Annotated in this window: 10 protein-coding genes; 2 read left to right on the forward strand and 8 right to left on the reverse strand. The window is 70.3% G+C overall.

Annotated elements, in window-relative coordinates; genetic code table 11:
* Nucleotides 1–66: 66 nt before the first annotated feature.
* The 4 genes from ACQPZZ_RS35845 to ACQPZZ_RS35860 form a co-directional block, all read right to left on the reverse strand.
* The gene (locus ACQPZZ_RS35845; RefSeq protein WP_432926428.1) at nucleotides 67–1,914 is read right to left on the reverse strand and encodes an ABC-F family ATP-binding cassette domain-containing protein; all 1,848 of its coding nucleotides are present in this window, start codon (nucleotides 1,912–1,914) and stop codon (nucleotides 67–69) included.
* A gap of 12 nt (nucleotides 1,915–1,926) precedes the next feature.
* On the reverse strand, nucleotides 1,927–2,865 hold the full coding sequence (locus ACQPZZ_RS35850; protein ID WP_363643794.1) for a 4-(cytidine 5'-diphospho)-2-C-methyl-D-erythritol kinase: 939 nt from the start codon (nucleotides 2,863–2,865) through the stop codon (nucleotides 1,927–1,929).
* A gap of 198 nt (nucleotides 2,866–3,063) precedes the next feature.
* A complete protein-coding gene (locus tag ACQPZZ_RS35855; RefSeq protein ID WP_432926430.1) occupies nucleotides 3,064–4,521 on the reverse strand; it encodes a trypsin-like serine peptidase in 1,458 nt (485 codons plus the stop codon).
* 344 nt (nucleotides 4,522–4,865) lie between these two features.
* Complete coding sequence (locus ACQPZZ_RS35860; RefSeq protein ID WP_432926432.1) at nucleotides 4,866–5,519, reverse strand: TetR/AcrR family transcriptional regulator; 654 nt, start codon at nucleotides 5,517–5,519, stop codon at nucleotides 4,866–4,868.
* A 94-nt stretch (nucleotides 5,520–5,613) separates the two neighbouring features.
* Between ACQPZZ_RS35860 and ACQPZZ_RS35865 the strand changes: the two genes are divergently transcribed.
* Nucleotides 5,614–6,213, forward strand: coding sequence for a TIGR03086 family metal-binding protein (locus ACQPZZ_RS35865; protein WP_432926434.1), 600 nt, complete (start codon nucleotides 5,614–5,616; stop codon nucleotides 6,211–6,213).
* Nucleotides 6,214–6,339: 126 nt separating this feature from the next.
* Here the strand turns inward: ACQPZZ_RS35865 and rsmA are convergent, their stop codons facing one another.
* From rsmA to ACQPZZ_RS35885, 4 genes are read right to left on the reverse strand one after another with little or no spacing between them, the layout of a single operon-like run.
* A complete protein-coding gene (gene rsmA / locus ACQPZZ_RS35870; RefSeq protein WP_432926436.1) occupies nucleotides 6,340–7,194 on the reverse strand; it encodes a 16S rRNA (adenine(1518)-N(6)/adenine(1519)-N(6))-dimethyltransferase RsmA in 855 nt (284 codons plus the stop codon).
* Between the two features lie 19 nt (nucleotides 7,195–7,213).
* A complete protein-coding gene (locus ACQPZZ_RS35875) occupies nucleotides 7,214–8,071 on the reverse strand; it encodes a TatD family hydrolase (protein WP_363643759.1) in 858 nt (285 codons plus the stop codon).
* 2 nt (nucleotides 8,072–8,073) lie between these two features.
* Nucleotides 8,074–9,660, reverse strand: coding sequence for a methionine--tRNA ligase (metG, locus tag ACQPZZ_RS35880; RefSeq protein ID WP_432926438.1), 1,587 nt, complete (start codon nucleotides 9,658–9,660; stop codon nucleotides 8,074–8,076).
* A 56-nt stretch (nucleotides 9,661–9,716) separates the two neighbouring features.
* Nucleotides 9,717–10,934: a glycosyltransferase family 2 protein gene (locus tag ACQPZZ_RS35885; protein ID WP_363643755.1), complete on the reverse strand. Its 1,218-nt coding sequence runs from the start codon at nucleotides 10,932–10,934 to the stop codon at nucleotides 9,717–9,719.
* Nucleotides 10,935–11,318: 384 nt separating this feature from the next.
* On the opposite strand from ACQPZZ_RS35885, the gene ACQPZZ_RS35890 reads away from it, so the two are divergent.
* The gene (locus ACQPZZ_RS35890; protein ID WP_432926441.1) at nucleotides 11,319–12,755 is read left to right on the forward strand and encodes a hypothetical protein; all 1,437 of its coding nucleotides are present in this window, start codon (nucleotides 11,319–11,321) and stop codon (nucleotides 12,753–12,755) included.
* Nucleotides 12,756–12,778: the final 23 nt, after the last annotated feature.

Consider the following 12,778-nt stretch of genomic DNA (forward strand, 5'->3'; position numbering starts at 1 on the left):
TCACGCCGGGCCCCCTTTCCGTTCGCGTCACCGGCACCGGGACACGGCCGGGCGACGTGACGTGGCCTACTGCTCCTCGAGGCGCTCCGCCACCGTCATCCACTCGAGCTCGACCGACTCCTTCTGCGCGACGACCTCGCGCAACTCGGCGTCGAGCTTCGCCAGCCGTTCGAAGTCGGTCGCCGCCTCCGCCATCTCGCCGTGCAGCTGCGCCTCCCGCTCGCCGAGCCGATCGATCTGCCGTTCCAGCCGGCTCAGCTCCTTCTGCAGCTCCCGCAGCTCCTTGGCCGACAGTCCAGCCTTCGGCGCGGCCGCACCGCCGTCGGGCGAAGGCCCCGCGGAGGGTGCCGTGGAGGATGCCGGGGCCGCCTTGGCCGCGGTCGCCGCACGGGCCGACACGGCCGCGCCGCGGGCGCGCCGGTCGAGATACTCGTCCACACCGCCCGGCAGCATCGACAGCCTGCCGTCCCCGAGAAGCGCGAGGCAGCGGTCGGCCACCCGCTCGAGGAAGTAGCGGTCGTGGCTCACCACCACCAGCGTGCCCGGCCAGCCGTCGAGCAGGTCCTCCAGCTCGGTGAGCGTCTCGATGTCGAGGTCGTTGGTCGGCTCGTCGAGCAGCAGCACGTTCGGCTCGTCCATGATGAGCCGGAGGAACTGCAGCCGCCGCCGTTCGCCGCCCGACAGGTCGCCGACGACCTTCCACTGGGCCTCGCCCCGGAACCCGAGGCGCTCCAGCAGCTGGGAGGCCGACCATTCCTTCTTGCCGACCTGGACGTACTTGCGGATCTCCTCGACCGTCTCCAGCACCCGGCGCGTGGGGTCGAGCTCACCGAGCTCCTGCGACAGGTGCGCGAGCCGTACGGTCCTGCCGCGCACGACGCGGCCGGAGTCGGCCGCGACCGTGCCGGACAGCAGGCGCAGCACCGACGACTTGCCCGAGCCGTTGACCCCGATCAGCCCGATCCGGTCCCCCGGGCCGAACTGGTACGTGCAGTGGTCGAGCACCAGCGGCCCGGCGCCCTGTCCGTCACCGGGGCCGCCCGCGTGGAGCGTCACGTCCTCCAGGTCGAAGACGGTCTTGCCGAGCCGCGCCGAGGCGAAGTCGAGCAGCTCGACGGTCTCCCGCGGCGGCGGCTCGTTCGCGATCAGCGCCTCGGCGGCGTTGATCCGGAACTTCGGCTTGGAGGTCCGGGCCGGCGGTCCGCGCCGCAGCCACGCGATCTCCTTGCGCATCAGGTTCTGCCGGCGTTCCTCCGCGGCCTGCGCGATCCGCGCCCGCTCGGCCTTGGCCAGCACGTACGCCGCGTAACCGCCCTCGTACCGCTCGACGGAGCCGTCCACGACCTCCCACGTCCGGGTGGAGACGGCGTCGAGGAACCAGCGATCGTGGGTGACGACGAGCAGCGCGGACTTGCGCTGGACGAGATGCCCGGCGAGCCAGGCGATGGCCTCGATGTCGAGGTGGTTCGTCGGCTCGTCGAGGATCAGCAGGTCGTGCTCCTCGACCAGCAGCCGGGCCAGTGCCGTACGGCGCCGCTCGCCGCCCGACAGCGCGCCCGCGGCGCCGGACAGGTCGATGTCGCCGAGCAGATTGGCCAGGATCTCTCTGATCGCGGGGTCGCCCGCCCACTCGTGCTCGGCCCGGCCGCCCAGGACGATGTCCTGCACGGCGGCGTCCGGGTCGAACTGGTCACGCTGGGAGAGCGTGCCGACGCGCAGGCCACGGGTGTGGGTGACCCGGCCGCTGTCGGGCTTCAACGTCCCGGCCACGATCGAGATGAGCGTGGTCTTGCCACCGCCGTTGCGGCCGACGACGCCGATCCTGTCGCCCTGTTCCAGGCCGAGGGAGACGTCGGCGAGCAGTGGCTTGGGCCCGAAGGCGTGGGAGACGGACTCCAGATTGACCAGGTTCATCGCTGGTAAAGCTTATCCGGCCCCCGCACCGGCAACGGTCGCCCCGGGAACCGGGCCGTGCGCGGTGACGACGGAGCGGCAGCCGTCGACGTCCTTGACAAGGGCGGCGAGCTCCTCCGCCCGCTCCGCCGACTCGGCGAGGAAGGCGCAGGTGGGGCCGGATCCGGAGACGAGGGCGCCGAGCGCGCCGTGCTCGCGACCGGCGGCGAGCGTGCCCGCGAGCGAGGGACGCAGCGCCAGCGCCGCGGGCTGGAGGTCGTTGGACAGCGCCCGGCCCAGCGTCTCGGCGTCGCCCTCGCGCAGAGCGGTGAGCAGTTCCTCGCTCACCGCGGGGTGGGGCGCGGCCATCCCCGCCTCTTCACGCAGACGGTCGCACTCGCCGTACACCCGCGGGGTCGACAGCCCCCCGTCGGCGAGTGCGAAGACCCAGTGGAAGACCCCGCCGGTCTCCAGCGGGGCGAGCCGCTCGCCGCGTCCGGTGCCCACGGCGGTGCCGCCGAGCAGCGCGAACGGCACGTCGCTGCCGATGTCGGCGGCGATCTCCATCAGGTCTTCGACCGGCAGGCCGAGGCCCCACAGCTCGTTGCAGGCGACCAGGGCCGCGGCGGCGTCGGCGCTCCCCCCGGCCATGCCGCCCGCCACGGGAATCGACTTGCGGATCAGCAGGTCGGCCCGGTAGGAACGGCCCGCCCGGTCGGCCAGCGCCCTGGCGGCCCGCACGGCGAGGTTGTCGTCGCTCACCGGCACCTGACCGGTGAGGTCTCCCTCGACCCTGACCCGCAGCGGGGGGGCGCAGGCGTCCCCCTCGGCCGGCTCGGCGGCGGTGACCTCGTCGAACAACGAGACCGCGTGGAAGACGTTCACCAGGTCGTGATAGCCGTCCCCGCGGAGCGGGCCGACCGCGAGCTGGAGGTTGACCTTCGCCGGCACCCGCACCGTGATCGCGCTCATCGCCCGCTCACCGCCTCGCGTCGTCGTCACTCGTCACCGTGCCGTGATCGCTGTGCCTCGGCATGAGACCCGAGCTTAGCGTCACTCGCCCCTCCGGATATTCAGCGGGCGTCCACGGACGGGGGCGGGTCGTCCATGTCCGGGCATGAGAAAAGGGCCCGGCGTGGTGCCGGGCCCCCTTCACGTCGTGCCTGCGGATCAGACGATCTTGCCGGACCAGTTCTTCGCGGCGGTCTTGTAGACGGCCAGGGTCTCACCGTCGAAGTACGGGGAGACACTGGTGTCGATGCGGTTGTTGCCGTCGGTGTCGGAGACCGCGATGGTCACACCGTTGAGGTAACCCAGCCGCTTCGTGCTGCTGTAGCGGTAGAGCCAGGACGAGCCGATGGCGCCCTCACCGGTGAAGGAGGACTTGATGCCCACGAGCTCCTCGGCCTTCATCGACGGGGCGGCCGCCTTGAAGGTCTTGCCGTAGCTCCACTTGAGGGTCTTGCCGCTGAAGGCGTGGTTGCCGTCCGGGTGCGACCCGCTCGGGTAACCGAAGACGAAGATGCCCGCGCCGACCTTCTGGTTGTAGGCCAGGCCCTGACCACCGACGTTCGAGCCGAGGGTGCCGACGTCCTTGAGGCCGATCGACAGCGCGCGGCCGGACAGGCGGTAGTCGACGTCGTAGTTGATCCAGTAGGTGCGGACGACGTACTTGTCGCCCTTCTTCATGTAGAAGGCCTTGCCGTCGCGGGACTGCTTGCCCTCTTCCCAGCCGCGAGGCTTGAAGCGGTACTCCTTGTCCGTGACGCCGGTGCCCTCCTTGAAGGGTCCGTCCGCGGCGGTGCCCTCGGGGTTGAGCTTCTTCCACTCGTCCCGCTTGACGTAGACCTTCTCGGAGTCGCGGGTGCCTTCCTTGACCACGTGCTCGGTGTCGACCACGGGCCGGATCTCCACGTTGGAGTAGGCCTTGTCCTTCTCGAGCTTCGCCTTGGCCCAGCGAGCCTCGCGGGAGGTCTCGTAGGTGCGGTCATAGCTCTTGCCGGAGGCGCTGGTGGGCAGCACGCCGTTGTAGACGGTCACGAACGCGTAGTCGCGGTCGCCGTCCTCATACACGTCGAAGTCGTAGTGCGTGTAGGCCGTCTTGCCGACGTAGATGCCCCACGGGGTCTTGCCCTGGTAGTAACCCGGGACGAAGACCCACTTGTCGAGGGTGGCCTTGTTGCTCTCGGTGTCGTAGACGCAGTGACCGGCCGTGGCGACGAGGTTCTTGTACTGGCTCTGCACGGCGGTCGCCGAGCACCAGTGCGGCTTCTTGTCGGCGCCGATGAAGAAGACCTTGCCGGTCGTCTTCGGCAGGTTGACGTTCTTGGACGTGCCGCTGGTGGCCTTCTTGTCACCGCTGGAGCCGACGACGCCGGCCTTGCTGTCCGCCGAGGCGCCGCCCGAGGAGACGTGCTTGGTGGGAAGGGTGGTCTCCACCGCGTACGGCGTGGCGTTGACCAGGTTGGCCTTGTTCTGGCCGTACCAGAACGCGGCGACCTGCTTGGCGGCGAAGTTGGTGCTGGCCAGGGTGTCGTGCGGAACGGAGTCCGCGTGGGCGGGGGCGGCGACGGCCGCGGATGCCAGCAGGCCGACCGCGATGCCACCGAGGGTGAGGGTGCGCTTCAACTTACTACTCCCTGGTCTGATCGTCGGGCGCCACTCGCGCCCCATCCGTCAGTAAAGGACGGCTAAAAGCTATCTGAGATTTCGGGAGTTGTGACCACTTCAGTGGCCGTTAGTCCGATCTTGATGTCAAGATCGCGACCCTCGCCGTCATCGGCACCCTGCGACCGATCACCACGTTTTCGCTGATCACAGGTTTCGCCGATGCCGATCCGTGACAGAGCGCAACAGATCGACACGCTTTCTTCATGTGACCCAAATCACATTCAACCGATGGAACGGATCATCTGGCGATCACGTCAAAGTCACCCCTTCACGTCACGCCGGGGGAGCAGCGCCGGGCCCGTCTACCCCGACTGCCGCCACCGCCAGTTCAGCTCGCCGGGCTCCGGAGCCGGGCCGGGGAGGGCGGCCGCATCGGGCCCGGTCAAGCCGCCGAGCACCATCGACAGGAAGCGCCGCCGCAGCTCCCGCGTACGCTCCGGGTCGGGCATCCGGACGGCGGCGCACCCCTCCAGCACGAGGCCGATGTCGTCGGCGACCACATCCCGGCGCAACCGTCCGGCCGCGTGGGCCCGCTCCACCAGCCGGCCCATCAGCTCCGCGGCCCGCCGCGCGTCACGTCCCATCTCCTCGGTCGGCGTGAACGTGCCGGCGAGGTGGACCGTGAGCGAGTGCACGTCGGCGTCGACGATCCGCTCGAGGAAGACGACAAGGGCCTTCCCGGCGTCCGGCTCCGCCTCGACGGCCTCCGCCTCCTCGATCCAGCGGCGCAGCCCGTCATGGCACAGCGTGCACAGCAGGGTCTCCTTGCCCGGATATCTCCGATAGAGCGCGCTCATGCCGACCCCGGCCCGTTCCGCGACGGCCGAGACCGGCGCCTTGGGATCGGCAAGGAAGACCTCCCTTGCGGCGTCGAGGATGGCGGCGTCGTTGCGCGCGGCCTGGCTCCGCCGTCCGGCCAGACCGGCGGAGCCCTGGTCGTTCGTCTGCTTCGGCATGGGGTCACCGTAGCAGTGGAACAGAGCATTCCGTTCTGATAGAGTGAGATTCACGGAACGGAACATTCCGTTCTCCAGTGGAGAGGAAGCGCGGATGAACGAGACCACGACGGCGAGCTGGCGGACCCTGCTGACCCAGGCTCACGACGCGTTGCGCGACGCCGTCGCGGGCCTCGAGGCCGAGGCATGGGACGCCGCGACGCCGTGCGAGAAGTGGTCGGTCACCCAGGTGCTCCAGCACGCGACCGGCGACCAGATCGCCTACGCCGCCGCGATCACGGGCGGGCCGTGGCCGTCGGAGGACCCCTTCTCCCCCTCCGGCCGCATCGAGGGCGACCCCGGGGCGTATCTCGCCGCGGCGCTCGACGCCTCGGCCGGCGCGTGGGCGACCGTGGACGACGCCGCCGAGCAGGTGCCGGTGCCGCTTCCGCAGGGTCCCCTGCCCGCCTGGCTCGCGGCCGGCGCGTGCGCGCTCGACGCCGCGGTGCACGCCTGGGACATCGCCGTGGCCACAGGGCGGCCCTCGCCGCTCACCCCCGAGATGGCCCGGCCGCTGATGGAGGTCGCCACCCGGATCGTCGAACCGCTGCGGGCCTACGGCGCGTACGCTCCCGCTCTCGAGCCCGGCGAGGAGGCCGGCGACGTGGCCAGGCTGCTCGCCTACCTCGGCCGCCGGCCGGTCCCCGTGTTCTGATCCGGCCGTGTCCTGATCCGCCCGCGACCGGCCGCGACCCCTGCCGCGCGACCCAGGAGGCCGTGCACCCCAGGAAGCCGCGCGACCCGGGAGGCCGCGCACGTGCGGCGTAGGAGGCCGTGTGACCTAGGAGATTGCGGCGGCCCGCTGCTCGGCGATGCGGGCGAAGTCCTCGACCCGCAACTGCTCCCCGCGCGCCGAGGGGGCGATCCCGGCCTTGACCAGCGCCTCCTCGGCGGCGGCGGCCGTACCGGCCCAGGAGGCGAGAGCGGCGCGCAGCGTTTTGCGGCGCTGCGCGAAGGCCGCGTCGACGGCGGCGAAGACCTCCTCGCGGGTCGCCGTCGTCGTCGGCGGCTCCCGCCGTACGAGCGAGACCAGGCCGGAGTCGACGTTCGGCGCGGGCCAGAAGACGTTGCGCCCGACCGGCCCGGCCCGGCGCACGTCGGCGTACCAGGCGGCCTTCACCGAGGGAACGCCGTAGATGCGCGACCCCGGCGCCGCCGCGAGCCGGTCGGCGACCTCCGACTGCACCATCACCAGCCCGCGCCGCAGCGACGGCAGCACCTCCAGCAGGTGCAGCACGACCGGCACGGACACGTTGTACGGCAGGTTGGCGACCAGCACGGTCGGCTCGGCCCCGAGCTCGGCGGGCCCGACCTTGAGCGCGTCGGCGTGCACCACGGTCAGCCGGCCGGCAACCTCGGGGGCCCGCTCGGCGACCGTCAGAGGCAGCTGCTCCGCCAGCACCGGGTCGATCTCCACGGCGACGACCTCGGCGACCTCGGGGAGCAGGGCGAGGGTGAGCGACCCGAGCCCCGGCCCGACCTCGATCGCCACGTCCCCCGGCGTGACCTCGGCGAGCCGGACGATCCGGCGGACGGTGCCGCCGTCGATCACGAAGTTCTGCCCCAGCTTCTTCGTCGGCCGGATGTTCAGCTTCTCCGCGAGCGCACGCACTTCGACCGGCCCGAGCAGACTCATGCGTCCAGTGTCTCCCGCGCTACCAGGCACCGAAGACGGTCTCGCCGTTGGCCGTGATCCGGGCGGCGAGGTCGGCGACGTCCATGCCCTTGACCTCCGCGAGGCAGCGGAGCGTGAGCGGGATCAGGTAGGGCGCGTTGGGCTTGCCCCGGTGCGGCGTCGGCGGCAGGTAGGGCGCGTCGGTCTCGACCAGGATCAGCTCGGGCGGGGCCACCGCCGCCGCCTCACGCAGATATCCGGCGTTCTTGTACGTCACCGGGCCGGAGAACGACATGTGATAACCGGCGTCAACGCACCGCTTGGCCATCTCGGCGTCACCGGAGTAGCTGTGGAAGACCACCACATCGGGGGCGCCCTGGTCGGCCAGCACGTCGAGCACGTCGTCGTGCGCGTCGCGGTCGTGGATGACCAGGGCCTTGCCGGTCCGCTTGGCGATCTCGATGTGCGCGCGGAAACTGGCGTGCTGGTCGTCCTTGGACGCCCAGTCGCGGAAGTAGTCGAGGCCGGTCTCCCCCACCGCCCGCACGTGCGGCAGCCGGGCGAGGTCCTCGATCTCGGCGAGGACCTCGGGCGTGGCGGCGTGCGCCTCGTTCGGATGGATGGCCACCGCCGCGTACACGTCCCGATGCGCACCGGCCACCGCGGCGTTCCACCGCGAGGACGGCAGGTCGTATCCGACCGTCACCAGGCGCGTCACGCCGACCGACTTCGCCTCGGCGAGGATCGACTCGATGCTCGCCCCGGCCGCCTGCGCGGCGAGGGCGACCGGGTCGCCCGAGGACGCCTGCCGGTTGCCGACCATGATGTCCAGGTGGCAGTGGCTGTCGAACACCTCCGCCGGCAACGCCTCGGGCGGTGCGGGACGCTCTCGCGACATGGTCAGGCGTTCTCCAGCCTCGGGAAGAGGATTTCGCCCTTGACGACCCGCGCCCCGGCGGGCAGCCTGCCCCAGGTCGCGGTGTCGGCGATCCGCTGGTCGGCGAGCGCGCCCAGGTGCTCCTCCGCCCCGAGAGACGCCCACAGCTTCTCGGCGGTGGCCGGCATGATCGGGTGGAGCAGGACCGCGATCGCGCGCAGCGACTCGGCCGCCGTGTAGAGGATCGTCGCGAGCCGCGCCTGCCCCTCGGGCGAGTCGTCCTTGGCCACCTTCCACGGCGCCTGGTCGCTCAGGTAGCCGTTGACCTGCTTGACGAAGTCGAAGATCGCGCCGATGCCGCCGGCGAAGTCCAGGTTGTCACCGATCATGGTGTCCGCCTGGGCCACGGCCGCCGCGAGGCCGTCCGCGATCGCCTGCTCGGCCGGACCGGCGTCCTCGGCCCCGGGCAGCGCTCCGTCGAAGTACTTGCCGATCATCGCGGCGACCCGGGACGCCAGGTTGCCGAAGTCGTTGGCGAGCTCGGAGGTGTAGCGGGCGGAGAAGTCCTCCCAGGAGAACGAGCCGTCCTGGCCGAACGGGATCGCCCGCAGGAAGTAGTAGCGGTAGGCGTCGACGCCGAAGTGGCTCGTCAGGTCGCGGGGCGAGATGCCGGTGAGGTTGGACTTGCTCATCTTCTCGCCGCCGACCATGAGCCAGCCGTTGGCGAACACGCGTCCCGGCAGCGGCAGGTCGTTCGCCATCAGCATGGCGGGCCAGATGATCGCGTGGAACCGGAGGATGTCCTTGCCGACCAGGTGCACGTTCGCCGGCCAGGTGGCGTCGAACTTCGCCTGGTCGGAGCCGTAGCCGACGGCCGTGGCGTAGTTGAGCAGCGCGTCGATCCACACGTAGATGACGTGCTTGGTGTCCCAGGGGATCGGGACGCCCCAGTCGAACGTCGACCGCGAGATCGACAGGTCCTGCAGGCCCTGCTTCACGAACTGCACGACCTCGTTGCGCGCCGAGGCGGGCTGGACGAAGTCCGGGTTCTGCTCGTAGAACTCCAGCAGGCGCGGGCCGTACGCCGAGAGCCTGAAGAAGTAGTTCTCCTCCTTCAGCCACTCCACCGGGCGCTTGTGGATCGGGCACAGGTCGCCCTCCAGCAGGTCGCCGGGCGACTTGTACTCCTCACAGCCGACGCAGTAGGGCCCTTCGTACCCGCCCTTGTAGATCTCGCCCTTGTCGTACAGGTCCTGCACGAACTCCTGGACGCGGTCGGTGTGGCGCGGCTCGGTGGTGCGGATGAAGTCGTCGTTGGCGATCTGGAGGTGCTCCCAGAGCGGCTTCCAGGCGTCCTCGACGAGCTTGTCGCACCACTCCTGGGGCGTCACACCGTTCGCCTCGGCCGTTCGCATGATCTTCTGACCGTGCTCGTCCGTGCCGGTGAGGTACCACACCTTCTCGCCGCGCTGGCGGTGCCAGCGGGTGAGCACGTCGCCCGCGACGGTCGTGTAGGCGTGGCCCAGGTGCGGGGCGTCGTTGACGTAGTAGATCGGCGTCGTCACGTAGAACGCCGACTCCCCGGATGCAGTCGTTCCTGTAGCCGCCATGTGCGAATCCTATCGGCCCCGGGGAGATGACTCCCCGGGATAAAACGCCGGTGGCGTCAGGCCACGGACTCGCGGCTGACGGCCTCGGCGGCCTCCTCGGCGGCGGACGCCGCGATGTCGACCGGGTTCTCCCGCGTACGGCGGATGCCGAGGATGCTGATGAACAGCGACGCGAAGATCGTCTGGAAGCTCATGACGAACGCGGTCGCCGACGGCACGACGAGGCGCAGCGACTCGGCCGGGATCAGCTCGCCGAAGCCGCGGCCGCCCCAGTGGGCGAGCGAGGCCACCAGGCCGACCAGGCCGGCCACGGCCAGGGCGCCGCCCGCGAGCAGGCCCTTCTCCAGCGTGACGACGTCCACCAGCCTGCGGATCCGCCGGTCCTCGGGGAGGAAGCCCTCCTCGGCGGCGTACACCTTGGTGAACAGCGCGAACAGCACGGCCTGGAATCCGCTGATCACCATCGCGGACGCGCCGACCAGCGTGTCGACGTCGAAGGCGAGCTTGCCGATGTAGACCGGGCCGAACGACAGCGCGGCCCCGGCGACGAGACCGAGGCTCATCAGCACCAGGCCCGGGATGAAGAACAGCCAGCGGGGGCTGTAGAGCAGCAGGAAGCGCAGGTGACGCCAGCCGTCCCGCCAGGAGCGCAGGTGCGGCGGGCGGGAGCGGCCGTCGGGCGACAGGGTGGTCGGCACCTCGCGGACGTCGAGCCCCTGCAGGGTCGCCTTCACGACCATCTCGGAGGCGAACTCCATGCCGCCGGTCTGCAGGCCCAGCCGCAGGATCGAGTCGCGGCGGAAGCCGCGCAGGCCGCAGTGGAAGTCGCCGATCGCGCTGGGGAAGAACAGCCGGCCGATGAACGACAGGACCGGGTTGCCCAGGTAGCGGTGGAGCGGGGGCATGGCTCCCGGGGCGATGCCCCCGCGGAACCGGTTGCCCATGACCAGCTCGGCGCCGTCCCGGAGCTGCTCGACGAAGGGCATCAGGTTGGTGAAGTCGTAGGAGTCGTCGGCGTCGCCCATGATGACGTACTTGCCGCGGGCGGCACGGATGCCGCCGATCAGGGCATTGCCGTAGCCCTTCTCGTCAATATGGACAACCCGGGCGCCCGCGTCACGGGCCAGTTGTTGCGAGCCGTCGGTGCTGCCGTTGTCGGCGATGACCACCTCGCCGTCGATTCCGTTCTCGCGCATGCAGGTGAGAGCCTTGCGAACACAGATCTCCACGGTCTCGGCCTCATTGAGGCATGGCATGACAACGGTAAGTTCCACGTCGCAACTCCTCGCATATGACGGCAGGACACCAATGATGCCCGCTTCCCAGTAGCGTCCGAGTCAAGTCCGCGAAACGGCTGGCATTCTGTAACAGTGACTCCACCCACCGCTGGAGCGGCGGGCTTCCCGCGTCGCCGGCCGAGCGGCGACGCAGAGGACGAGCCCGGCCCGGAGAATTCTCAGCACGCCGGCCCTGCCGGCGTGCGCGGTATACCCGCAGGTGAGGCACTCGCAGTTCTTTTTCGCGACATGCCCGTGGGCGTCCGTTGGAAGGCACCGGCGAAATCCGAGGGGAGGGAGCGCGGAGTCGTCCGCCGCCGGCCGAAGCAGGCGGTGCTCTCCGCGCGACTGTGAATGGTCGCGATCGCGGATCCTCCCTCGGTGGACACCACCCCGGCCGGCCGCTGGGGCCGTCCGGTCGCCCTGCTGCGCCGGCACCGGGTCTTCGCGGTCACGCTCGGCGTCGCCTTCGTGCTGCGGATCGTCACGATGCTGGGCTTCGGCCCGGCGATGTGGTTCAACGACTCCTACGACTACGTGTCGGTGGCGCTCCGGCCGCGTCCGCACCCGATCCGCCCGGACGGGTACAGCTTCTGGCTGCTGCTGCTCAAGCCGTTCCACAGTTTCTCGCTCGTGGTGTTGACCCAGCACCTTATGGGCCTGGCTGCGGCGGTCCTTATCTATGCGCTGCTGACCAGAAGATTTGGGGTTCCAGGCTGGGGTGCGACGCTCGCGGCCGCCCCCGTGCTGTTCGACGCCTACCAGATCCAGCTCGAACAGCTGATCATGTCGGACACCATGTTCATCCTGCTCGTGGTGGGCGTGGTGACGCTCGTGCTGTGGCGGGAGCGGATGACCTGGCGCGGCGGGACCGTGGTCGGGCTGCTGCTCGCGCTGACCGCGCTGACCCGGAGCATCGGCCTGCCCATCCTCGCCCTGGTGGTGGCATACCTGGTGATCAAGCGGGCCGGCTGGAAGCCGATCGCCGCCATGGTCACCGCGTGCGCGCTGCCCGTGCTCGCGTACATGGGCTGGTTCAAGGCGGTGAACGGCCAGTTCGCGATGACCAACAGCGACGGAGTGATCCTCTACATGAGGACGTCGCTGTTCGCCGACTGCCACAAGATGGACATCGACGAGCGCCGTGAGCTGGAGCTGGCGCTGCTGTGCATCAACGTCCCGCCCAAGGACCGCGGCCTGTCCGCGCAGGCGTACCTGTGGTGGGACGACCAGAACCAGCTCCATGTGTTCGGCTCGGGCATGAAGTTCACCCCGGAGATCAACGCGAACGCGAGCGCGTTCGCGAAGAGGGCGATCCTGTCGCAGCCGGGCGACTATCTGGCCGCGGTGGCCAAGGACTTCTTCCGCGCCTTCCAGTGGGGCCGTCCGCGGTTCCCGGATGCCAAAACCTTCCTGCAGTACGAGTTCGACAACGAGTACACGCGCAAGCTGCCCAGGTGGAGCTCCTACCACAGCACGACCGACAAGGACGCGGAGGCGTACGAGAACGGGCCGGCCGCGACGCACGTGGTCTCGCCGTGGTCGGACATCATGATCGGCTATCAGAAGGTCGTACGGCTGCCCGGCCTCGTGCTGGGCGCGCTGCTGTTGTTCGGCCTGTACGGCGTGGCGCGGCGCTGGCGCGAGCTCGGCGGGCCCGCGCTGCTGCCCTGGCTGGGTGCGGTGGGCCTGATCCTGGCCCCGGCGGCGACCGCCGAGTTCGACTACCGCTACCTGCTGCCCGCGGTGCCGCTCGCCTGCCTCGCCGCCGCCCTCACCGCGCGTGATCGTGCAGCCGGTCGCAGAAGTGGCCGCTGACCTGGTCCGCCCTTGGCCGTGAT

The sequence above is a fragment of the Microbispora sp. CA-135349 genome, from assembly GCF_050947365.1.
GTDB lineage: Bacteria > Actinomycetota > Actinomycetes > Streptosporangiales > Streptosporangiaceae > Microbispora.